This is a genomic window from Pseudomonas cremoricolorata (assembly GCF_000759535.1).
In the GTDB taxonomy this organism is placed as follows: Bacteria; Pseudomonadota; Gammaproteobacteria; order Pseudomonadales; family Pseudomonadaceae; genus Aquipseudomonas; species Aquipseudomonas cremoricolorata_A.
The window spans coordinates 1,574,683-1,596,841 of sequence record NZ_CP009455.1 but is presented as its reverse complement, the minus strand read 5'-3'; the positions used below and the strand labels follow the sequence as shown (position 1 = coordinate 1,596,841).

The following is a 22,159-nucleotide window of genomic DNA, read 5'->3' as shown; positions in this document are numbered from 1 at the left end:
CGCTGTGGGAGATTATTCCCGCAGGTGCTGCTCATCAAGGTACGCAGCACACTAACTTCATACAAGCGTTTAATCCTCGTCCCAACCACCGCTGGTCGAGCGAACAGCCTGCGCCCTGCGCCAGATCAATCCCTCATCAGCATGCGCAGGCGCTGCGCGAGCAGGAAGCTCAGCGGCAGACACGCCAGCACAAGAAATGCCAGCAGGCTCCACTCGGGCAAGGTCAGATCGAGAAAGCTCCAATTGATCGGCGCGCATTCCGGTGCGCCCAACAGCAGCCTGTACAGCGCCTGTCCCAATGGCAGCTCCGACAGCGTCGGCACCGGCGAAGGGCAACTGAGCGCCGACCAGCTTTCGCTCTGCAACCACACCTGGCGTCCTGCCAGCCACGCCCCCAGCCCTGCGCTGAGCAGCAGCGTGCGCGCGTAGTTGCGATCGCTGCGCAGGCTGGGGGAATAGATGACCGCGCAGATGCCGAGCAGAAGATACACACCCAGTAACGCGCGCTGGCTGTAGCACAGCGCGCAGGGCGTCAGACCGACCATCGACTCGAGCTTGATCGAGCCGACCAGCACGATCAGCGATGCCAGCGAGGCAGGAAAGAACAGTGTGCGCAAACGAGCCAGCGACATGGACGAGGACATTCCCGGAGGATAAGGGTGGCCTGAGACGGTAAGGAAAGATCTCCCCTGTTTCAAGGCGCTACAGACCAGATATGTCCCAGAATGCGCGGGAAAGGGTGGAAGAACGGGTGGGAGGTTTCTTAGGACGTGCGGGACTCGCCTAATCGCCCTACAAGCAACTACGACAAGTACCTCGGCTCCTTGGCTGGCCAAGGAGCCGAGCGTCATTCAGACGTTGACCGCTTTGGGCAGTGGCAGCGCCAGTAGCCGGCTGTCGAGCAGGTTCAGACCTTCCTGGAACAACTGGTTACTGCGTTCGGTATCACCCATTGCAGCGAGCAGCCGCGCCAGCTCCGCGCAGGTTTCCGGGTTGCGCTCAATGCGCAGGCTGCTTTCCAGATAATCACGCGCCTTGCCCCACAGGCGGTTCTGCAAGCTCAGACGACCCAAGGTAAGCAGCAAGCTCGGGTCTTGCGGATGCTCCTTGAGCCAGCCTTCAGCGGTGTTCAGCTGTTTGCCTGGATCTTCTCCCCGAACCAGGCCATACGAGCGCGCCAGATGGCTTTCGTATTGGCGCTTGATCGCCGCGCGCAGCACCTGCTCGGACTCGCCTTGCGCACCCAGCTGACGCATCTGCTCGGCATAGGCCAGGACCAGTTGGGGTTCCTGCCGCTGAGCATTGCTCAACTGCTGCCAGGCGCGCTCCAGTGCCTGCCGTGCAGTCTGCGTGTCCTCACCGGTAGTTGCCGCCAGACCCAGGTTCTGGCCCCAGGCACGCTGTTCCAGGATGGCCAGTTCCGACGCGGGCAACGCCTTGTGCTTACGCAGTTCTGGCAGCAGGCGCACCAGCGCCGACCAGTCACCGCGTTCCAGATACAGACGGTGCAGCAGGCGCAGCACCTGAGCGTTGTCCGGATAGCGCGCGTGCATGGCCTGGAGAGTATCCAACGCACCCTCGCTGTCGCCACGGTCCATCTGCAGCTGGGCGTGCGCCAGGGCGATGGCCAGTTCCGCTTCTGGCTGGCGCTCCAGAGCACGCTCGAGCAGGCCGTCGCTTTCTTCAGCGCGCCCCAGTTCATTGGCCGCGCGGGCGGCGCCGAGGTAGAACAGCAACGGCTGGCGCTCGGCCTCAGCCGCCCGACGCAGGTGTTTGTGCGCGCTGGCCCAACGTCCCTCGGCCAGGTCGAGCTGGCCTTGTTCGACGGAAATCCGCGTGCGCCGGCTGCGGTTGCGCCGTGACCAGGGATTGACCACGCCGGTGGAGGTCAGCACGAAGCCGATCAGGTGGCGCAGCAGCCAGAGCACCAGCACCAGCATCAGCAGACCGCCCAATGCCGCCCACAGGCTGGACTGATAGCGGAAGCCGCCATAGGCGATCAGCACGTAGCCGCTGTGCTTGGCGATGGCGATGCCCAGCGCGGCCGCGGCGGCAATGGCAATGACCGCCAGCAGGTACACGCGCTTCATGGCTTGGCCCCTTCAGCTTCGGCGGGAAGGTGGCGCCGCTGAATATAGGCCTGAACCGCTGCCAGGCTTTCGCTCAGATCCGGCACTTGCACCGAAACAGGCTGGTCGGCCAGTTGGTTGAGGCTTTCCAGCATCGCCTTGCTTTGCGGGTTGTCGGCGTTGAAGTTGGCCAGCAGCACGCTGCGGGCGTCATCCAGCGCCTGGCTGTAGACCTTGGCCTCGCCATTGAGCGCCGCCCACTGGGCCTGTTCGATGGTCAGGCTCAGGGCCAGCCGCAGTTGGTTCAACGACTGCCCGGCCAATAGCGGACGAACACTCTGGTCGGCGTCGAAATCGACCTGGAAGTACTTGGACATTTGCCCCCACCACTGCGACAGCCGGCTGGACAGATCGCCCTCGGCAGTCAACGCGCCCATGGCATCGGCGTTGGCGTCGAAATCAGGCGACTGGGCGCTGAGCTGTTGCACCAGATCACGCTGGGCAGCCAGTTTGAGGAACAATCCAGTACGGTCGGGTTGCTCGGTGCTGTCGAGAATGGCCTTGCTGCGCGCCAGTTGCTCGCGTGCGGCGAACGAGCCGGGGTCGCTATGCTCGCGCAGAATCTGATCGGCACCTTCGACCAGCGCCCTGGCGCTGGCGATGTCCTGCAGCGCGGAAAGGCGCAGGGTGGCCAGACGCAGCAAGTGTTCGGCCTCGGCCAGACGCCATTCCTTGCGGCTCTCGCCCAGCACGGTGTCCATCCGCTGACTGAGGCGCTGCTGATCGCCCTGCAACTGCGCCACCAGGCGGCGGCGGTCTTCCAGCTCACTCGCAGCTGGCAGGCTCGACAGCTGCGCGCTGATCTGTTGCTCGCGCTGCTGCAAGGCATTGGCGCGTTCGTTCAGCGCTTGCAGGCTTTGCCCCTGCCCCTGTTCATCGCCTTGCAGCTGATGTACCTGCCAGGCACCCCAGCCACCGACGGCGACACCGGCTGCGCCGAGCAGCAGGGCGAGTACCGCAATACCGTTGCCGGAGCGTTTGGCAGGCTTGCCCGCGGGGGCTTTCGGCGTCTGCGGCGGCGCCGGTTGATCGTTGTTGGACAAGACAGTTTCGCTCACGTATCCATCCTTTGCATTGAGGCGCAGCGCTCGGCTCAGCACCCTGACAAGGCAGGTACAGCCGTTCGCTGTACAGCTGCCAGCAAGGCCGCGGCGTTGGCGCCACGGCATTCCACAACCTGTTGCGCACCTAGCGCCCGCGCCTGTCCGGCGACTCGGGGGCTGGGCACGAATAACGGCATCGTCGCCAAGCGGGGCCATTGGGCCGCTGCCAGACGATGCAAATGTTCAAGACCTTGCCCACTGCTGACCACCAGCCCGTTGAGGCGTTCCCCGTCGATCAGGCCGAGCAAGGTGCCCGGCGCATGGTCGGGCAGGCACCTGCGGTACAGTTCCAGATAATCGACACTAGCACCTTGCTCTGCAAGACGCTCGGCCAGCAGTTCGCGACCCCCCACCCCACGCACGATCAGAATGCGTGGCTGGGCAGCCAGCACACGTTGCAGCGCCGGCAGTGCGAGCAACGCCTCGCTGTCATCGCCGCGCGCCGGCCAGTCGACCTGCATCGCCTGTACCTGCAGCACCCGGGCCGTCGCTTCGCCGACCGTGAACCAGCTCGCCGCAGGTGGCACTTGGTCGAGAGCAGCGAGGTGATCGAGCAGCAGACGGGCTGCCGGCTTGCTGACCACGATGAAGGCCTGATAACCCTCAAGCTCGCGCAGACGCTGCAGCATCAACGCATCGAGCGCCAGGGGCTGGATGTCGATCAGCGGCAGGCAACTGGCGGTGATGTCGGCGTGTGCCAGATACTGCGCCACAGCTGCGCAGTCTTCGCCCGAGCGTGTCAGCAGCAGGCGCCAACGGCTCACGGCTGGCCGGCCTCACCGTAGATGTCCTTGAGAATCGCCTCGGCGCCCTGGCTCAGCAGTGCCTGTGCCACTTCGACCCCCAGCGCTTCGGCGGCGCTGCGCGGTGCACGCCCTTGGGCGGTGAGCAAGGTCTGGCCGCTGGGCTGGCCGACCAGGCCGCGCAGCCATAGCTGATCGCCTTCGAGCACGGCATAACAGGCGATCGGCACCTGGCAACCACCGTTGAGGTGCTTGTTCATCGCCCGCTCGGCCACGACCCGGTCAGCGGTATCGGGGTGGTTGAGGGGCGCCAGCAGGGCATGAATTTCAGCGTCGGCGCTGCGGCATTCGATGCCGACTGCGCCTTGGCCGCCCGCAGGCAGGCTGTCGTCGACACTGATGGTCGAGGTGATGCGGCGTTCGAAGCCCAGACGAATCAGGCCAGCGGCGGCAAGAATGATCGCGTCGTACTCACCGGCATCGAGCTTGGCCAGCCGCGTGTTGACGTTGCCGCGCAGGAAATGGATGGTCAGGTCGGGCCGACGGGCCAGCAGCTGCGCCTGGCGACGCAGGCTCGAGGTGCCAACGATGCTGCCGGGCGGCAAGGCCTCGAGGCTGTCGAAGCGGTTGGAAACGAAAGCGTCGCGTGGGTCCTCACGCTCGCAGATGCAGTACAGGCCCAGGCCTTCGGGGAAATCCATCGGCACGTCCTTCATGGAGTGCACGGCGATGTCGGCATGGTTTTCCAGCAGCGCGGTTTCCAGCTCCTTGACGAACAATCCCTTGCCGCCGATCTTCGCCAGTGGCGCATCGAGCAGCTTGTCGCCGCGGCTGACCATCGGTACCAGGCTCACCACCAGGCCCGGATGCGCTTGTTCGAGGCGCGCCTTGACATATTCGGCCTGCCACAGGGCAAGCGCGCTTTTACGAGTGGCAATGCGGATTTCACGAGTGGACATGGGCATACCGGAGCAAGGGAAATGCCGCCGATGATAGCAAACCTGTCTGCACTGCCTGCAGACGTAGGTCATGCCGCGCCGTCCCTGGCGCCGGGAATGATCGCCGCTACGTCAGCGGCGGGTACGCGATCACAGCGTTTGCATCATCTTGCGCACACCGGCGACATGGCGTCGGCTTACGGTCAGTGCGTCACCGTCAAGACCACGCAGATACAGCTGGAAATGACCAAGCGGGGTGCGCTGCAGACGTTCGATACGCTCGCGGGCGACCAGGGCGTTACGGTGGATGCGTACGAAGCGGTCGCCGAACTCGTCTTCAAGCGCCTTGAGCGGCTCGTCGAGCAGCACCTCACCGCCTTCATGGCGCAGGGTGACGTACTTGTGGTCGGCGATGAAATAGATCACCTGTGACAGGGGAATGAGTTCGATGCCTTTGCGCGTGCGCGCACTGATATGGCTGCGCGGACCGCCCCCGGCTTCGTTGGCTGGACGGGTGAGCGCGGCCAGTTGCGCGCGATTGGGCTTTTCTGCCTTGCGCAGGGCATCGCGCAGCGCAGCCGACTCGACCGGCTTGCTGACGTGACTGAGCGCACTCTCGGCGAACGCCTGGCTGCCGTATGGGTCATCGCCGGTGCAGAACACCACCGCCGGCGGCGCCTCACACTCGCAGAGCCTGGCCGCTACCTGCAGGCCATCGAGGCCAGACATGCCAATATCGAGCAATACAACGTCAGGTTTTAGGCTTTCGATCAGGGCCAGGGCTTCTTCGCCATTCGTGGCACTGGGCTCCAGTACGGAGTAACCCTCTAATTCACCGAGCAACCGACTTAGACGGTCACGGGATTGGGGTTCGTCATCAACGATCAGGACATTCATAGTTACGCTGGATTCCTGAGTGAGTCTTGCACGGGTTGAGCGCAACAGGGCGTGGAACGACCGGCACCGCAGTCACGTTCTAGACCGATGCAATAGCCAAAGATTCAGTGCCCTGGCAGTTTCTGCCAAGCCTTTGTGCAACTGTAGACGGTCCATGGAACGCTGCCGTTCAATCGGTAAATATCTCCCTCGGTAAACTGTCCACCGCAACTGGGCGGTACGGGCTGTTCTGCGAAAGCCCAGCGTTCCCTGATATGATCGGCGCCACTTTTCGTCACGCCTGCAATGAGTGAATCCATGAGCACTGACAAGACCAATCAGTCGTGGGGCGGCCGCTTCAGCGAGCCGGTCGACGCCTTCGTCGCCCGTTTCACCGCTTCGGTCGACTTCGACAAGCGCCTGTACCGCCATGACATCATGGGTTCGATCGCCCACGCCAGCATGCTGGCGCAGGTCGGCGTGCTCAGCGACGCCGAGCGCGACACGATCGTCGACGGCCTGCAGACCATTCAGAGCGAAATCGAGGCCGGCCAGTTCGACTGGCGCGTCGACCTCGAAGACGTGCACATGAACATCGAAGCACGCCTGACCGATCGCATCGGCATCGTCGGCAAGAAGCTGCACACCGGGCGCAGCCGCAACGACCAGGTCGCTACCGATATCCGCCTGTGGCTGCGGGACGAGATCGACCTGATCCTGGCTGAAATCACCCGCTTGCAGCAAGGCCTGCTGGAGCAGGCCGAGCGTGAAGCCGAAACCATCATGCCTGGCTTCACTCACCTGCAAACCGCTCAGCCGGTGACCTTCGGGCACCACCTGCTGGCCTGGTTCGAAATGCTCAGCCGTGATTACGAGCGCCTGGTCGATTGCCGCAAACGCACCAACCGCATGCCCTTGGGCAGCGCCGCGCTGGCCGGTACCACCTATCCCATCGACCGCCAGCTGACCTGCTCGCTGCTGGGCTTCGAAGCCGTCTCCGGCAACTCGCTCGATGGTGTTTCCGACCGCGACTTCGCCATCGAATTCTGCGCTGCGGCGAGCGTGGCGATGATGCACCTGTCGCGCTTCTCCGAAGAGCTGGTGCTGTGGACCAGCGCGCAGTTCCAGTTCATCGAACTGCCCGATCGCTTCTGCACTGGCAGCTCGATCATGCCGCAGAAGAAGAACCCCGACGTTCCCGAGCTTGTCCGCGGCAAGAGCGGCCGCGTGTTCGGCGCCCTCACCGGTCTGCTGACCCTGATGAAAGGCCAGCCGCTGGCCTACAACAAGGACAACCAGGAAGACAAGGAACCGCTGTTCGACGCCGCCGACACCCTGCGTGATTCGCTGCGCGCCTTCGCCGACATGATCCCGGCGATCAAACCTCGTCACGCGATCATGCGTGAAGCGGCGCTGCGCGGTTTCTCCACGGCCACCGACCTGGCCGACTACCTGGTACGCCGTGGCCTGCCTTTCCGCGACTGCCACGAAATCGTCGGCCATGCGGTGAAATACGGCGTGGACAGCGGCAAGGACCTGGCTGAAATGAGCCTGGACGAACTGCGCCAGTTCAGCGACAAGATCGAGCAGGACGTGTTCGCGGTGCTGACCCTCGAAGGGTCGGTCAATGCCCGTGACCACATTGGCGGCACCGCACCGGCGCAGGTGCGTGCAGCCGTTGCCCGCGGCCACGAATTGCTGGCCACGCGCTAAGAGACAGGTCGAGGCGCCTTTGCGCCTCGACCTCGCTACCCGTCACTTCCTGGCGCGCATCATCTCCAGGAAGGCCGGCATCGCCGCGTCCTTGTCGGCCTGAATCTTCGCCATATGCCCGTTCTCACCCAGCTTGGCGAGCAAGGTTCCCGCTTCGGCACACTCGGCCAGCAGGTCGAGGTTGAGCACTTTCTTGCCTACCGCCACGGCCAGATCCACCGAGAACACGAACATCACGTCGGCCAGGGTCAGCTCCGAACCTGCCAGGTACGGTGCGAATCGGCCATTGCGCTTGAGGGTCGCGAACCCGGCCAGCAGCTCGGTACGGGCCTTTTCCTTGATCAGCGGCTCGGTCGGCATGCCGAAGAACGCTTCGCCGTAGCAGCTGCGGGCGGGCAACTCGATGTACAGCTCGATCTCTTTCATCAGTTCACGGACCTTGGCCCGCGCGAACGGATCGGCCGGCAGCAGCGCTTTGCCGCTTTGGGTCTGCTCGATGTATTCGAGAATCACGCTGGTCTCGCTGAGGAAACCGTGTTCGGTCTCCAGCACCGGAACCTTGCCGCGCGGGCTGACCGCAAGCGTCTGCGAGGTCTGACCAGAGAAGAACTGCACTTCTTCGAAAGGCACCCCTTTCTCCAGCAGCGCCAGCTTGACCATGTTGTAGTAGTTGCTGACTGGAAAACCATGCAACTTGAGCATTGGGTATAGCCTCCGGGCCGTGTGGGGTTGGAGCGGCTGTTATAGCCCGCCATCGTGTGCCTGACCAGCGTCATGCATGCTGTCGATAGGCGCACATTGCCAGCGGCCGTGGCACACTGGTGCATTGAACATCGCCCGCCACCACAGGAGTTACGCCATGAGCGAACCGACCGATTTCGCCCTCGACGATGACGAAGCCTTCGCCCAGGCGACCCTTACCGAAGCCATCAAAAACCAGATCGAAAGCGGCGAACCGCCTGCCGCCAAGGCGACCTACAACAAGCTGAGCCTGGTAGGTTATCCGCGCGAAGAGATTCACATGCTGATGGCCGAGATTCTGGCCTATGAAATCGACACGATGCTCAGCGAAGACCGTCCGTTCGACAATCAGTGGTACGAGCAATCCCTGCGCGGGCTGCCAGATCTACCGCCGGAACTGGCTATTGACTACGAGCAAGGCGATTTCGAGCAGGAGTGACTACACTCCTCGCTCAGGCGCCCGCCGCTCGCGCAGGGCGCCGCCCTCCTTCCCTGGAAGTCTGGAGTCGCCATGTCCTTCACCCCCGAACTCATTGCCGAACTCGAAATCCTCGTCCTGTTCAATCTCGACAGCACCCAAGAAGGCATCAAGGTCCACAGCAATGCCTCTGCGCAACTGATTCAAGCCGCCGAGCGCCTGCATGAAAAACAGCTGACTACCCAGCCGGACGGCGGCTACCTCACCAGCCTTGGCCTGGATGCCGCGCAGAGCGCCCAGCAATTGCTGACTATCCTGCGCGCCGCACAGCCTGCCTGACGGCCCGCCACCGGACGTACCCTCCCCCCACGTCCGGTGGCGGTATCGGTGCAGATGCCGTCAATCTGTCTTTTGTTACTTATTTCATCATCGACACTCAGGCTACACTCGCCCAGCCCCCGCCGCCGAGTGCGCAATGAATCATCCCCACGAGATTCGCCCAGACCTTGAGCAAGGCATCGACCGCAAGGTGCTGGCTGCACTGCGCGAACGCTTTCTGCAGCTCAGTCACGGTCGCCTGGCGCGTGCCAGGGAGGGGCTATCGACCCGCCAGCAGCAGGTTCTGACGCTGCTGCCGCTGCTGCTGCACATCAACCATCCGCTGCTGCCCGGTTACGTTTCCGGCATGACCCCCGCCGGTATTGCAGGCTTCCTGCCCAGTATCCAGGTACTGGCCGAAGTCCAGCGGCTGACCCGCACGTTCAGCTACAAACCCTATCCCCGTGATCGCCCGTGCCCGCTGACCGGCCTCTACCTGATGGGCAGCATGGGCACGCTGGCGCAGGCCGAGCAGAGCGACATGGACCTGTGGCTGTGCCACTCGTCCACTCTGAGCGATGCCGAGCTCGACGAACTGCGCCGCAAATGCGCTCTGCTCGAGCTCTGGGCCGCGGGCCTGGGAGCTGAGGCACATCTGTTCCTGATCGACTGCACGGCCTTCGCCCGCGGCGAGCGTGCCGGTGAACTGGGCTCTGATGATTGCGGCAGCACCCAGCATTTTCTTCTGCTCGACGAGTTCTATCGCACTGCAATCTGGCTGGCCGGTCGCACCCCGCTGTGGTGGCTGGTGCCGGTGTATGAGGAAGGCAGTTACTACGACTACGCGCAAGCGTTGCTGAACAAGCGCTTCATTCGCCCTGACGACCACCTAGACCTCGGCCACCTGGCACAGATTCCGCCTGGCGAGTTTCTGGGTGCCGGGCTCTGGCAGCTCTACAAAGGTATTGATTCGCCCTACAAGTCACTGCTCAAACTCCTGTTGATCGAAACCTATGCCAGCGACTATCCGCAGTCGCGCTGCCTGGGTCTGGACTTCAAGCAGGCGGTATTCGCCAATCAGCTGGACCTCGATGAGCTCGATCCCTACGTGATGGTCTACCGGCGCATCGAGCGCTACCTGGTGCAACGCCATGAACCCAGGCGCCTCGAGCGCGTACGCCGGAGTCTCTACCTGAAGGTCAACCTCAGGCTCAGCGCGCCCGACGGCAACCGGCCGGGCTCCTGGCAACGGGCGCTGATGCGGCGTCTGACCGCGCAATGGGGCTGGGATGAGCCACTGCTGCGCCTGCTCGACAGTCGCGCGCAATGGAAGGTGGGGCAGGTGGCTGAAGAGCGTCGCGAACGGGTGACCGAGCTCAGGCACAGCTACCGGTTTCTGACCTCCTTTGCCCAGGCCAGCGCAGTGAGTTCCCGCGCCGACCAGCGCGACCTGAATGTCCTGGGCCGGCGCCTGTACGCGGCGTTCGAGCGCCGCGCCGGGAAGATCGAGGTGATCAACCCCGGCATTGCGCCCGACCTCGCCGAAGACACCCTGACACTGGTGCACGCGCCCAACCGCAAGGCGCCGGGCAGCCATCACTGGAGCCTGTATTCCGGCAGCCTGGGCCACAACGACTGGCCCGCTGCAAGACCGATCAAACGGTGCCACGAGCTGATCGAACTGCTGACTTGGGCATACCGCAACGGGGTCATCGATTCCAGCTCCCGATTGGCTATGCACCCTAGCACCAGCGACCTGACCGAGCTGGAACTGTTCAACCTGCTCGGCGCGCTACAGCAAGCCATCGCGCTACCGCTGCCGCCGGTCAGCGATGTACAACTGCTGCAACCGAGCGTCGCCACCGAGGTGCTGCTGCTGGTCAATGTCGCCCTCGACCCGCTGCGCCTGCATCGCGACCTGAACATCCTGATGACCACCGAACGCACCGACTCGCTGTGCTACGCAGGCGTGCGCGAAAACCTGGTGCTGACCATCGATCAGGTCACGCTCAACAGTTGGAACGAGGTGCTGGTACGGCGCTATGACGGCGAGCACGCGCTGCTGTGCTGCCTGCGCGATTACCTCAACGGGCTCGATCACCGCCGTCCCCGACCACGCTTGCGGGTACGCTGCTTCTGCCACAATCGCGCCCAGGCCATCACCCAGCGTGTCGAAGAACTGCTCGACACACTTGCACGGCTGCTGGCGCAAGACCTGGACCAGCGCTACCTGCTGCAAGTAGCGCAGACCCTTCATGTGTTCGAGCTGCGCCGCCGACAGGTGCGCCTGGTGACTCTGGACGACCATGACGCGCTGCTGAGCTACCTGGGGCAAGAGCGCAGCACGCACAGTGTGCTGTATCTCGATGGCAACGCCTTGCAGGAGGACGATCTGGGCGCAGTGCTGCCTGAAGGTCAGGCCGGCGTCGTGCAGGTGTTCTACCGATTGGCTGGCAGGTGGGCCTGGGTGTATGTGCTGGATGAGTACAACGCGTTGTGGCGACAGCGTCTGCCCTGCCAGGATGAGGAACACCTGTTACGGCCACTGCACCGGTTTCTCTGTTCGATCGGCGCTCGGCGCAACGCGCATCTGGAACTGGATATCGAGCCTGGGGGGGCGGGTGATATCCGCTATTACCAGTTACTCCCTGAGGGCGCTGGCAAAGTGCGAGAGTGCCGGGCACGCCCCCTTCCAGTTGCCAAAGGTGGCCAGCCTGGCTACGAGGTGCAGGCACTCGTGCAAGCCAGCGCCCAGGGACGCCAGTACGTCACGTTGTATTGCGAGCAGCAGGAATATTCGCAGCTCGAGCATGGTGAACAGCTGTATGCACTGGTCGCCCGATTGATTCTCGAGCAGCGGCGCAGCGCGGGCGCCTACCGCTGTTACATCACCGACCTCGATCTGTCCGGCGTGCTCGACGAAGGGCGCGGTTCACTGCTGGTGTACCTGCGCCACAAACAGGCGCTGGAGAACGCGCTCGATATCGGACTGACTCAGGTGCAGGCCGACCCAGGCGCGTGAAGCTCCGAGCCTGGGTGGCTCGCTTCCGACTGCCTTCGCGCATGTGCCGCTCGGATCATGCCGCCTTTCCCTGACGCTGGAGTGCGACATGAGTAACCAACACTGGATGGGCGACTCGCCCGAGATCGGCAGCTTGCCCATCGACCAGCTGATTTTGCCTGGCAGCCATGATTCGGGCATGGACAAACTGGCCGACAGCCTGACCCTTCTACAGGAAACGACCCAGGATGTGCCCTGCATCGAGCAGATTCGCGGCGGCATTCGCGTACTCGACCTGCGCGTGCGCGCCAACCGCGAGTACACGCCCGATTCACCCAACCGCTACAAGTTGTTCCACCTCAACACCTCGGGACGCACACTGCTGGGCGATGTGATCCATGAGTTGCAGCAGTTCTATGCCAACCCGGACAGCGCGCGGGAAATCATCATTCTCGACTTCCACCAGTTGGATAACTTCAGCGACAAGGAACACCAATGGCTGCTCGAACTGCTGGACCGGACGCTCGGAGGGCGGATCGTCCCCTATGCGTTGAGTCATCTGACGGTCGGGCAGTTGTGGCGTGAGTTTCCGGGGAAAACCGTGGTGATTGCCTACAACCATTGGCAGCGTGGGCCGCACTGGCCCGGCGTGCGGCATGGATGGTCGGGCGAGGATACGCTTTCTACCGATGAACTAAAGGCGTTCATGGATCAAGCTGCCGGGGGGATCCGCTACAGCAGCGGCCTGCGCTCGATCCAGTGCGCCAAGTACAACAAGGTGTTGTATACCGCTGATGATTTCAGCGACAGGATCGACCAGTGGTTCGACTCGCAAGACCTGGACAGCTACATCCAGCAGTTCACCATCATCAACACCGACTGGTCGCTACGCAGCCGCATCGTCGAACACTGTATCCACGCCTGCCGCCTGCGTGGAACAGCGCAGCAGCAAGACTGAGGCAACCGGGCAGCTTCAGAGATCGAAGTTGCCCGCAGCCTCCGGCTGGTACTCGACGTCGAGCAGCTTGAGCTTGAGGGTCTTGCCGCCGGGGGCCGGCCAGTCGATCTGATCGCCCACCGACAGCCCAAGCAGAGCGCCACCGATGGGCGCGAGAATCGACACGTGGTTTTCCTTGCCGGCGTCCTTCGGGTACGCCAGTGTCAGGTGGTAATCCTTGCCGCTGGCTTCTTCCCGGCAATGCACGCGCGAATTCATGGTCACCACCCCTGCTGGCACCTCCTCATGACCGACCACCTGCTCGGCGCGATCGAGCTCATCCTGCAGCGCCAGCACGCCCGGCACGGAGTCATCGAGGGAGTCGATGAGTTGCTCGAGACGTTGCACGTCCAGTCGGGTGAGGATGAGTGAAGGCTTGGTGCTCATGATCCAGTCAGGCTCCTTTGAACAGGGAAAAGTCGATACGCAGATAAAGCAAAACCCCGCCCGGAAGGGCGGGGTTTTTCGGTTAGCCAAGCGTCAGCGAGGTTGCGACCGACACTACCACAGCCGAATAAATACTCAAGCCCAGCGGTCAATGGCTGCGGCGCGCCTCGGCCTCGCGGCAGATTTCGCGACGACGCTGGTCGTCGGCGGCGCGCCATTCGCGGATGTGCTCCACTGGCCGGTGGCATCCAGTGCAGACCTTGTGCTCATCCAGCCGGCAGACATTGATGCACGGCGATTTCACGGCCGGGCTGACGTTGCTGTACAGCGGCTTGGGTGCTCGAACGGGGCTGCTCATGAGTCAAATCTCGGAAAAATCCAGTTTCTCCCCGGCCCGCTCCCAGACGATACGCTCAAGCATCTCGCCCAGCAGTTCGTCGCTCTTCTCACACGTCCACTGGCCGCTTTCTTCGTCGTAATCGAAGTGGAAACCGCCCGAACGGTCGGCCAGCCACAGTTGGCGCAAGGGCTCCTGACGGCTGAAGATCAGTTGGCTGCCGTTTTCGAACTTGACGGTCAGCACCCCGGCGGAGTTTTCCATGTCCAGGTCCATGTCGCTTTCGTCGAACAGGTCTTCGAGGGCCTGCTGGGTGGCGTCCACCAGATCATGGAAACGTGCTTCGCTCAAACTCATTGCGGGAACCTCGGAAAGGGCGGCTTACAGGCAAGCCGGGCAAGATACGGGCGCTTTACCGCGAATGCAAAGGATAGCGTCGATTGGCAGCCAGCGAGCCGTCAGACCGGCGGGCACTTACATAGGCAATCGGTCGGGCGCTCGGTATACTCGGGCGCAATACTGCATATTTCAAAGGATTTCGCCCATGAAGCGCCTGATTTCCTCCCTCGCGGCGCTGGTCGCGGTTGCCTGCCTCGTTTCGGCCTGCGGTCAGAAAGGCCCGCTGTACCTGCCAGACGACAGCAAAGATGGCCAGGACGCCCAACCGTCGCACGAGCACCACCAGTAAAGGATTCCCATGGACGCTTTCAACGACCGCGACGGCCAGCTGTTCGCGGAGGGTGTGGCCCTTTCGGCGATCGCCGAACGCTTCGGTACGCCCACCTACGTGTATTCCCGTGCCCACATCGAGGCGCAGTACCGCAGCTACACCGATGCCCTGCAAGGCGCTTCGCATCTGGTGTGCTTCGCCGTCAAAGCCAACTCCAACCTGGGCGTGCTCAACGTACTGGCGCGGCTGGGTGCAGGCTTCGACATCGTTTCCGGTGGTGAGCTGGAACGTGTTCTGGCAGCCGGCGGGCGGGCTGATCGCGTGGTGTTCTCCGGCGTCGGCAAGACCCGCGAAGACATGCGTCGCGCGCTCGAGGTCGGTGTGCACTGCTTCAACGTCGAGTCCGCCGACGAACTGGAGCGTTTGCAGGACGTCGCCGCCGAGCTGGGCAAACAGGCCCCGGTGTCGCTGCGGGTCAACCCGGATGTCGACGCCGGCACCCACCCGTACATTTCCACGGGCCTGAAAGAGAACAAGTTCGGCATCGCCATCGCCGATGCCGAAGCACTGTACGTGCGCGCAGCACAACTGCCGAACCTGGACGTGGTCGGTGTCGACTGCCATATCGGCTCGCAGCTGACCACGCTGGAACCGTTCCTCGATGCTCTCGATCGCCTGCTGATGCTGATCGACCGTCTGGCCGAGTGCGGCATCCACCTGCGCTACATCGATCTGGGCGGCGGCGTCGGCGTGCGTTACCGCGATGAGCAGCCGCCGCAGGTGGCCGACTACATCCGCGCCGTGCGCGAGCGCATTGGCCAGCGCGATCTAACCCTGGTGTTCGAGCCAGGCCGCTACATCGTGGCCAATGCCGGGGTACTGCTGACCCGTGTCGAGTACCTCAAGCACACCGAGCACAAAGACTTCGCCATCATCGACGCCGCCATGAACGACCTGATCCGCCCGGCGCTTTACCAGGCCTGGATGGGTGTGCGTGCGGTCACCCCGCGCGGCGGCGAAGGCCTCGCCTACGACCTGGTCGGGCCGATCTGCGAAACCGGCGACTTCCTCGCCAAGGATCGCGTGCTTGACCTGCACGAAGGCGACCTGCTCGCCGTCGAGTCGGCCGGGGCCTATGGCTTCGTCATGAGCTCGAACTACAACACCCGCGGCCGCTGCGCCGAGGTGCTGGTCGATGGCGATCAGGCATTCGAAGTTCGCCGCCGGGAAACCATCCCAGAATTGTTCGCTGGCGAAAGCCTGCTGCCGGAGTGACCCATGCTGCTGCGCTTCACCAAAATGCATGGCCTGGGCAACGACTTCATGGTTCTCGACCTGGTCAGCCAGCACGCCCATATCCAGCCCAAGCATGCTCGGCAGTGGGGTGACCGCCACACCGGCGTAGGCTTTGACCAACTGCTGATCGTCGAGGCGCCGAGCAATCCGGATGTGGATTTTCGCTATCGGATCTTCAATGCCGACGGCTCCGAGGTCGAGCAGTGCGGCAACGGCGCGCGCTGTTTCGCCCGTTTCGTGCTAGACAAACGCCTGACCGCGAAGAAGCTGATTCGTGTGGAAACCAAGGGCGGCATCATCGAGCTGGACGTGCAAAACGATGGCCAGGTGTGCGTCGACATGGGTCCGCCGCGCTTCGTTCCGGCCGATATCCCCTTCATCGCCGACGCCCAGGCATTGAGCTATCCGCTGGACGTCGCTGGCCAGGCGTATCCGATTGCCGCGGTATCGATGGGTAACCCCCACGCCGTATTGCGCGTCGAAGACGTCATCAGCGCCCCCGTGCATGACCTCGGTCCGAAGATCGAACACCACCCGCGCTTCCCGCAGCGGGTCAACGCCGGCTTCATTCAGGTGCTCGACCGTCACCATGCCCGCCTGCGGGTGTGGGAGCGCGGCGCCGGCGAAACCCAGGCCTGCGGCACCGGCGCCTGCGCGGCGGCGGTCGCGGCCATCAGTCAGGGCTGGATGGACTCCCCCGTGCACCTCGACCTGCCCGGTGGACGCCTGCACATCGAGTGGTCTGGCCCGGGCATGCCCGTGCGCATGACCGGCCCTGCCGTCCGTGTCTACGAAGGCCAAGTTCGCCTCTAACCGAGTAAGCGCCCAATGACCGACCACCCAACCGCCACCAAGACCACAGGCCTGGACGCAGAAGCGGTGATCGCCTATCTGCGCCAGCACCCGACCTTCTTCGCCGAGCACGACGAACTGCTGCTGGAGCAGCAAATTCCTCACCAGCGCGGCGACAGCGTGTCGCTGGTCGAGCGCCAGCTCAAGCTGCTGCGCGACCGCAACATCGAAATGCGCCATCGCCTGTCGCAGCTGATGGACGTGGCCCGAGACAACGACCGGCTGTTCGACAAGACCCGCCGGCTGATTCTCGACCTGCTCGACGCCAACAGCCTCGAAGAAGTGGTAATCGCCGTCGAAGACAGTCTGCGCCAGGATTTCCAGGTGCCCTTCGTCAGCCTGATCCTGTTCAGCGACAGCGCCACCCCAGTTGGGCGCTGGGTCGCCAGCAGCGAAGCCCAGGTTGCCATCGGTGGACTGATGGGCAGCGGCAAGGTGGTCAGTGGCAGCCTGCGCGATCACGAACTGGCCTTCCTGTTCGGCGAGGCGCAGCGCAAGGAAGTGGCATCCTGCGCGGTCGCCACCCTCGACTACCAAGGTTTGCATGGAGTGCTGGCGATTGGCAGCCACGACCCGCAGCATTACAAGAGCAGCATCGGCTCGCTCTTTCTAAGCCACATCGCCGAGGTGCTTGCGCGGACGATCCCGCGCTTTACCCAGACCCTGCGTTCGGTGCGCTGATGAACCTGCAGCTGGAAGCTTACTGCGCGCACCTGCGCAATGAGCGCCAGGTGTCGGTTCATACGCAGCAGGCCTATCGCCGCGACCTGAACAAAGTCATCGACTTTTGTGCCCGGCAGAACCTGAACAGCTGGGCCGACCTGCACATCCAGCACCTGCGACAAATGGTGGCTCGCCTGCACCATGATGGGCAATCGTCCACCAGTCTGGCACGCCTGCTATCGGCGGTGCGTGGCCTGTACCGCTACCTCAATCGTGAAGGGCTGTGCCAGCACGACCCGGCCGCTGGGCTGGCGCCTCCAAAGGGTGAGCGGCGCCTGCCCAAGACCCTCGATACCGACCGCGCCCTGCAGTTGCTCGATGGCGGCGTCGATGACACCTTCATCGCCCGTCGCGATCACGCCATTCTGGAACTGTTCTATTCCTCGGGGCTGCGGCTGTCGGAGCTGGTCAACCTCGACCGCGCCCACCTCGACCTTGGCGCCGGGCTGGTGCAAGTGCTCGGTAAAGGTAATAAAACGCGCATCCTGCCGGTTGGGCGTAAAGCCCGTGAGGCGCTACAGGCCTGGCTGCAACAGCGCGGCCTGGGCACGCCCAGCGACGATGCGCTGTTCATCAGTCGCCAAGGTGGTCGTCTCAGCCCACGGGCCATCCAGCAGCGCCTGAAATTGGCCGGGCAACGTGAGTTGGGCCAGCACCTGCATCCGCACATGTTGCGCCACTCCTTCGCCAGTCATGTGCTGGAATCGTCCCAGGACCTGCGCGCCGTGCAGGAAATGCTTGGCCACGCCGACATCGGTACCACACAGATCTACACCCACCTGGACTTCCAGCACCTGGCTTCGGTGTACGACAGCGCCCATCCCCGGGCCAAACGCAGCAAAGGCACAGACTCATGAGCATCAAGCTGATCACTTTCGACCTCGACGACACCTTGTGGGACACCGCTCCAGTAATCGCCACGGCGGAGGTTGTCCTGCGCGACTGGCTGCAGGCCAACACGCCGAAGCTCGCCGAACTGCCGGTCGATCACCTGCAAGGCATGCGCGCCCGGCTGGTGCAGGCCGAGCCCGGCCTCAAACATCGCATCAGTGCACTGCGCCGTCAGGTGCTGTTCCATGCGCTGGAAGAGGTAGGCTATAGCGAGCAGGCTGCCCGTGAACTGGCCGACGAGGGCTTCGAGGTGTTTCTGCACGCGCGGCATCAGATCGACATCTTCCCTGAAGTGAAACCGATGCTCGAAGCCCTGCGCCAGCATTACACGCTGGGCGTGGTCACCAATGGCAATGCCGATGTCAGCCGCCTTGGCCTGGCGGACTATTTCCATTTCGCGCTGTGCGCCGAAGACCTGGGGATCGGCAAGCCGGACCCGGCGCCGTTTCTCGAAGCGCTGCGCCGCGGGCAGGTCACGGCGGATCTGGCGGTGCACGTGGGCGACCACCCTGGCGACGACATTGCCGGCGCCCAGCGCGCCGGGCTCAAGGCGGTGTGGTTCAACCCGCAGGAAAAACCCTGGACTGGCGAAGGCTCGCCCGATGCGCAGATCCAGCGCCTGGCACAGCTGCCTCAGGTATTGGCGCGCTGGAAGTGACGGACGCAAAAAAGCCCGCAGCGACGGCGGGCTTTTTCGGCGACAGGCCGTTCAGATAGGACGGCTACCGTACTTGTTGTCAGGCTTCTTGGGCGGGTCAGCGACCACATTGGCCTCGACTTCCTGAACCTTGCCGCCACGGGAGAGAAACTCTTCCATGGCCTTGGCGAGGGCATCGCGCTCTTTCTGCTTGGCTTCCATGCTAGGCATTTCCTCTACGGAAACGGCCTTGGCCTTGCCTTTTGCAGTAGGTGCCGGGCTTTCATCTTCGCCCGCGTCTTCAGCACCGTCAGCAGCGGCGGTATCCAGGGCCTCATCACCCTCTTCGTCGTCGCCTACTTCGAGTTCGTCGTTTTCCAGATCGTCGTCGCTCATGTTCTACCTCATGACTTGCGTAAAGCAGATTTAGTTAGTTTTTGTAGCCCATTGACGCCGTAGACCGGCGATCAACGGAAAAAATTCCAAGGCGCTTGGTGTGGTGGACGAACGCAAGTCGAGCTGCGGGCAGTTGCCGTTCACGGCACTGCCGAGCTAGCGCAAGCACCAAGCCCAGCATAGGAGCATTCACCACACAGGTGATGCGAAAGGCGCTTCGGCGCGCATTCTAGCGCGCCGGAAGAAAAAGCAAAGCACCCTTGTTGCCCGACAGCCTGTAAGTTTTTACACCGTCGCGTGAACGTGCCGGGTAATGCTTTCCACAGGCAGGAAACAGCACCTTTCAGGCAAAAAAATGCCCGGCAAGCCGGGCAGATTTTTCTTCTGACGCTGTTACAGGTTGTAGCCGCGCTCGTTGTGTTGAGCCAGGTCGAGACCGACTGCCTCTTCTTCTTCGTTGACCCGCAGGCCCATGACCACATCCAGCACCTTGAGAATCACGTACGTAACGATGGCGGTATAGACCACGGTGAAGATCACGCCCTTGGCCTGTACCCAGACCTGCATGCCGATATCGGTGACCTCGCCGAAGCCGCCCATCGCCGGTGCGGCGAACACACCCGTGAGCATGGCGCCGACGATCCCGCCGATACCGTGTACACCGAAGGCATCCAGCGAGTCGTCATAACCGAGCTTGCGCTTGAGGCTGGTGGCGCAGAAGTAGCAGATCACACCCGAGGCAAGCCCGATCACCAAGGCGCCCATCGGGCCTACGGTGCCCGCCGCAGGAGTAATCGCGACCAGACCTGCGACCACGCCGGAAGCGATACCCAGGGCGCTCGGTTTACCGTGGCCAATCCACTCGGCGAACATCCAGCCCAGCGCGGCAGCAGCGGTAGCGATCTGCGTGACCAGCATGGCCATGCCAGCGGTGCCGTTGGCGGCGGCAGCGGAGCCGGCGTTGAAGCCGAACCAGCCGATCCAAAGCATCGCCGCACCGATCAGCGTGTAGCCCAGGTTGTGCGGTGCCATCGGCGTGGTGGGGTAGCCCTTGCGCTTGCCCAGCACCAGGCAGCAGACCAAGCCGGCGATACCCGCGTTGATGTGCACGACGGTGCCACCGGCGAAATCCAGCACGCCCCAGTCCCACATCAGCGCACCATCACCACTCCACACCATGTGGGCGATCGGCGCGTAGACCAGGGTGAACCAGATCGCCATGAAGATCAGCATGGCAGAGAACTTCATGCGCTCGGCGAAGGCGCCGACGATCAACGCCGGGGTGATGATGGCGAAGGTCATCTGGAAGGTAATGAACACGGCCTCCGGGAACAGCGCCGTGGCAGAGGTCAGACTGGCCGGGGTGACGCCGCTGAGGAAGGCCTTGGAAAGTCCGCCGACGAAGGAATGCAGGTTGGTCACCCCCTGCTCCATGCCGGTGGTATCGAACGCCAGGCTGTAGCCATAGACCATCCACAGAATGCTCATCAGACCGGTGATGGCAAAGCACTGCATCATCACCGACAGCACGTTCTTGGAACGCACCATGCCGCCGTAGAATAAGGCCAGGCCAGGGATGGTCATGAACAGCACCAAGGCGGTGGCGGTCAGCATCCAGGCGGTATCGCCGGAATTGAGTACGGGGGCAGCTTCGTCCGCCAGGGCCAGGCCTGGCATTACGAGGGGCAATAGGGCGCCGAGCCCTGCGATCTGACGCAGAGTCATGTTGTTTTCTCCTGGGGCGTTGGGGTTTGGTGAGGCTTAAGCGGTGTCAGATCGCGTCGGTATCGGTTTCACCGGTACGGATGCGGATCGCTTGCTCCAGATTGACTACAAAAATCTTGCCGTCACCGATCTTGCCGGTGTTGGCCGCCTTGGTGATTGCCTCGATGACCCGGTCGAGATCCTTGTCGTCGATGGCGACGTCGATCTTGACCTTGGGCAGGAAGTCGACCACGTACTCAGCGCCGCGATACAACTCGGTATGACCTTTTTGCCGGCCAAAGCCTTTGACTTCAGTGACCGTGATGCCCTGCACGCCGATTTCCGACAGCGACTCGCGCACGTCGTCCAGCTTGAACGGCTTGATGATGGCAGTGACTAGCTTCATGAAACTTTCTCCCGATGTTGTGGACTTGCCCCAGGAAAACAAACCCGTCTCAAGTCTAAGCGCAGCGCCTGGCTTTGTAACGCATCGTCAGCGCCGTCCCTCCCGGTGCCAAGCGACCTGCGCACTGCCTGGCCGCAACGGACCGCCTCAGTGCATGGCTTGCCAGAGTCATAGCAGATTCCTTGCCAACTCCCACGACCCCAGGCGGCAGAGGCCCTGGCGGCGCGCGGGAGCGGTTGGCCGGGTGCCATCAAGCGAACTGCGCACTCTTTCAGTGCGCAACTGATCCTGCGTGTGCGCAAAAACCGTGCAGCGCTGGCGCTTGGACCCTCCGTGCTACACTCCTCGACCCTCAATCACTGGACGGACAGCCCACCATGCTTGCGCCCAAAGCCTTCCTCGATGCCCTGAGCGATCAGGCCTCGCGCCTGTTCAGCAACGAAAGCTCCCAGCCTCGCGCCGAAATCGAAAGTCAGTTCAGAGCGCTGATGCAGGGCGCGTTCAGCAAGCTCGATCTGGTCAGCCGTGAGGAATTCGACAGCCAGATGGTCGTGCTGGCACGCACCCGTGCCCGCCTCGAAGCGCTAGAGCAGCAGGTCGCCGAGCTGGATGCACGGATCAATCCGGCAACCCCCGAGAGCTGATCTGTCTGACCTGGCGCACGCCCTGTGCGCCAGGTTGAACTGCACCTGAAGTTCTCCTCGGTAAATATTCCTACATATCTTTCAGACGTGAAATGCACATTAAACTTAATTAAGGTGCCTCGCGCCAATTGACGCCCATACTTCTGTTAACTAAAGTTCGTTCGCTCTCGTAGCCGAGCACCGGTTAATCATTTCAAGAGTTCATTCCAGACATTGATGGACACCTATATTAGACGCTG

25 protein-coding genes are annotated in these 22,159 nt (G+C 62.9%); 12 read left to right on the top strand and 13 right to left on the bottom strand.

What is annotated here, in order from left to right:
* Positions 1 to 125: 125 nt before the first annotated feature.
* From LK03_RS06850 to LK03_RS06825, 6 genes are all read right to left on the bottom strand, one after another.
* Complete coding sequence (locus LK03_RS06850) at positions 126 to 632, bottom strand: disulfide bond formation protein B (RefSeq protein WP_038411645.1); 507 nt, start codon at positions 630 to 632, stop codon at positions 126 to 128.
* 219 nt (positions 633 to 851) lie between these two features.
* The gene (locus tag LK03_RS06845) at positions 852 to 2,090 is read right to left on the bottom strand and encodes a heme biosynthesis HemY N-terminal domain-containing protein (RefSeq protein ID WP_038411644.1); all 1,239 of its coding nucleotides are present in this window, start codon (positions 2,088 to 2,090) and stop codon (positions 852 to 854) included.
* On the bottom strand, positions 2,087 to 3,187 hold the full coding sequence (locus tag LK03_RS06840; protein WP_038411643.1) for a uroporphyrinogen-III C-methyltransferase: 1,101 nt from the start codon (positions 3,185 to 3,187) through the stop codon (positions 2,087 to 2,089). Before LK03_RS06840 ends, LK03_RS06845 begins: the two co-directional genes overlap by 4 nt.
* A gap of 35 nt (positions 3,188 to 3,222) precedes the next feature.
* Entirely contained in the window at positions 3,223 to 3,996 is a 774-nt protein-coding gene (locus LK03_RS06835) for a uroporphyrinogen-III synthase (RefSeq protein WP_038411642.1), read from the bottom strand.
* The gene (gene hemC / locus LK03_RS06830; protein WP_038411640.1) at positions 3,993 to 4,934 is read right to left on the bottom strand and encodes a hydroxymethylbilane synthase; all 942 of its coding nucleotides are present in this window, start codon (positions 4,932 to 4,934) and stop codon (positions 3,993 to 3,995) included. Before hemC ends, LK03_RS06835 begins: the two co-directional genes overlap by 4 nt.
* A gap of 129 nt (positions 4,935 to 5,063) precedes the next feature.
* Positions 5,064 to 5,810: a LytR/AlgR family response regulator transcription factor gene (locus tag LK03_RS06825; protein ID WP_038411638.1), complete on the bottom strand. Its 747-nt coding sequence runs from the start codon at positions 5,808 to 5,810 to the stop codon at positions 5,064 to 5,066.
* Positions 5,811 to 6,107: 297 nt separating this feature from the next.
* Between LK03_RS06825 and argH the strand changes: the two genes are divergently transcribed.
* The gene (argH, locus tag LK03_RS06820; RefSeq protein ID WP_038411637.1) at positions 6,108 to 7,502 is read left to right on the top strand and encodes an argininosuccinate lyase; all 1,395 of its coding nucleotides are present in this window, start codon (positions 6,108 to 6,110) and stop codon (positions 7,500 to 7,502) included.
* A 42-nt stretch (positions 7,503 to 7,544) separates the two neighbouring features.
* On the opposite strand, the gene LK03_RS06815 is transcribed toward argH, so the two are convergent.
* Positions 7,545 to 8,204 carry a glutathione S-transferase family protein gene (locus LK03_RS06815; RefSeq protein WP_038411635.1) on the bottom strand — a complete coding sequence of 220 codons (660 nt, stop codon included), beginning with the start codon at positions 8,202 to 8,204 and terminating at the stop codon, positions 7,545 to 7,547.
* Between the two features lie 157 nt (positions 8,205 to 8,361).
* Between LK03_RS06815 and LK03_RS06810 the strand changes: the two genes are divergently transcribed.
* The 4 genes from LK03_RS06810 to LK03_RS06795 all read left to right on the top strand — a co-directional run bounded on the left by LK03_RS06810 (position 8,362) and on the right by LK03_RS06795 (position 12,938).
* Positions 8,362 to 8,682, top strand: coding sequence for a hypothetical protein (locus LK03_RS06810; protein WP_038411634.1), 321 nt, complete (start codon positions 8,362 to 8,364; stop codon positions 8,680 to 8,682).
* 72 nt (positions 8,683 to 8,754) lie between these two features.
* Positions 8,755 to 9,000 (top strand): TIGR02647 family protein, encoded by a 246-nt coding sequence (locus tag LK03_RS06805; RefSeq protein ID WP_038411633.1) that lies wholly within the window; start codon positions 8,755 to 8,757, stop codon positions 8,998 to 9,000.
* A 136-nt stretch (positions 9,001 to 9,136) separates the two neighbouring features.
* A complete protein-coding gene (locus LK03_RS06800) occupies positions 9,137 to 12,001 on the top strand; it encodes a class I adenylate cyclase (protein WP_038411632.1) in 2,865 nt (954 codons plus the stop codon).
* An 88-nt stretch (positions 12,002 to 12,089) separates the two neighbouring features.
* Positions 12,090 to 12,938 carry a hypothetical protein gene (locus LK03_RS06795; RefSeq protein ID WP_038411631.1) on the top strand — a complete coding sequence of 283 codons (849 nt, stop codon included), beginning with the start codon at positions 12,090 to 12,092 and terminating at the stop codon, positions 12,936 to 12,938.
* 15 nt (positions 12,939 to 12,953) lie between these two features.
* Here the strand turns inward: LK03_RS06795 and rnk are convergent, their stop codons facing one another.
* The 3 genes from rnk to cyaY form a co-directional block, all read right to left on the bottom strand.
* Complete coding sequence (gene rnk, locus LK03_RS06790; RefSeq protein WP_038411630.1) at positions 12,954 to 13,364, bottom strand: nucleoside diphosphate kinase regulator; 411 nt, start codon at positions 13,362 to 13,364, stop codon at positions 12,954 to 12,956.
* Between the two features lie 148 nt (positions 13,365 to 13,512).
* Positions 13,513 to 13,722: a DUF1289 domain-containing protein gene (locus tag LK03_RS06785; protein WP_028695608.1), complete on the bottom strand. Its 210-nt coding sequence runs from the start codon at positions 13,720 to 13,722 to the stop codon at positions 13,513 to 13,515.
* 3 nt (positions 13,723 to 13,725) lie between these two features.
* On the bottom strand, positions 13,726 to 14,058 hold the full coding sequence (cyaY, locus tag LK03_RS06780; RefSeq protein WP_038411629.1) for an iron donor protein CyaY: 333 nt from the start codon (positions 14,056 to 14,058) through the stop codon (positions 13,726 to 13,728).
* Between the two features lie 187 nt (positions 14,059 to 14,245).
* Between cyaY and lptM the strand changes: the two genes are divergently transcribed.
* The 6 genes from lptM to LK03_RS06750 are packed head-to-tail and all read left to right on the top strand — an operon-like array spanning position 14,246 to position 18,791.
* Entirely contained in the window at positions 14,246 to 14,389 is a 144-nt protein-coding gene (gene lptM, locus LK03_RS21870) for an LPS translocon maturation chaperone LptM (RefSeq protein ID WP_038411628.1), read from the top strand.
* Positions 14,390 to 14,398: 9 nt separating this feature from the next.
* On the top strand, positions 14,399 to 15,646 hold the full coding sequence (gene lysA, locus LK03_RS06770) for a diaminopimelate decarboxylase (protein WP_038411627.1): 1,248 nt from the start codon (positions 14,399 to 14,401) through the stop codon (positions 15,644 to 15,646).
* A 3-nt stretch (positions 15,647 to 15,649) separates the two neighbouring features.
* Entirely contained in the window at positions 15,650 to 16,480 is an 831-nt protein-coding gene (dapF, locus tag LK03_RS06765) for a diaminopimelate epimerase (protein WP_038411626.1), read from the top strand.
* Between the two features lie 15 nt (positions 16,481 to 16,495).
* Positions 16,496 to 17,200: a DUF484 family protein gene (locus tag LK03_RS06760; protein WP_038411624.1), complete on the top strand. Its 705-nt coding sequence runs from the start codon at positions 16,496 to 16,498 to the stop codon at positions 17,198 to 17,200.
* Positions 17,200 to 18,099 (top strand): tyrosine recombinase XerC, encoded by a 900-nt coding sequence (gene xerC / locus LK03_RS06755; protein WP_038411623.1) that lies wholly within the window; start codon positions 17,200 to 17,202, stop codon positions 18,097 to 18,099. Before LK03_RS06760 ends, xerC begins: the two co-directional genes overlap by 1 nt.
* Complete coding sequence (locus tag LK03_RS06750) at positions 18,096 to 18,791, top strand: HAD family hydrolase (protein ID WP_038411622.1); 696 nt, start codon at positions 18,096 to 18,098, stop codon at positions 18,789 to 18,791. Before xerC ends, LK03_RS06750 begins: the two co-directional genes overlap by 4 nt.
* Positions 18,792 to 18,842: 51 nt before the next feature.
* On the opposite strand, the gene sutA is transcribed toward LK03_RS06750, so the two are convergent.
* The 3 genes from sutA to glnK all read right to left on the bottom strand — a co-directional run bounded on the left by sutA (position 18,843) and on the right by glnK (position 21,276).
* Positions 18,843 to 19,166, bottom strand: coding sequence for a transcriptional regulator SutA (gene sutA, locus LK03_RS06745; protein WP_038411621.1), 324 nt, complete (start codon positions 19,164 to 19,166; stop codon positions 18,843 to 18,845).
* A gap of 393 nt (positions 19,167 to 19,559) precedes the next feature.
* Positions 19,560 to 20,891, bottom strand: coding sequence for an ammonium transporter (locus LK03_RS06740; RefSeq protein ID WP_038411620.1), 1,332 nt, complete (start codon positions 20,889 to 20,891; stop codon positions 19,560 to 19,562).
* A 46-nt stretch (positions 20,892 to 20,937) separates the two neighbouring features.
* Positions 20,938 to 21,276, bottom strand: a complete 339-nt coding sequence (gene glnK, locus LK03_RS06735) for a P-II family nitrogen regulator (RefSeq protein WP_002555808.1) — start codon at positions 21,274 to 21,276, stop codon at positions 20,938 to 20,940.
* 377 nt (positions 21,277 to 21,653) lie between these two features.
* Between glnK and LK03_RS06730 the strand changes: the two genes are divergently transcribed.
* Positions 21,654 to 21,920, top strand: coding sequence for an accessory factor UbiK family protein (locus LK03_RS06730; protein WP_038411618.1), 267 nt, complete (start codon positions 21,654 to 21,656; stop codon positions 21,918 to 21,920).
* The last annotated feature ends 239 nt before the right edge of the window (positions 21,921 to 22,159 follow it).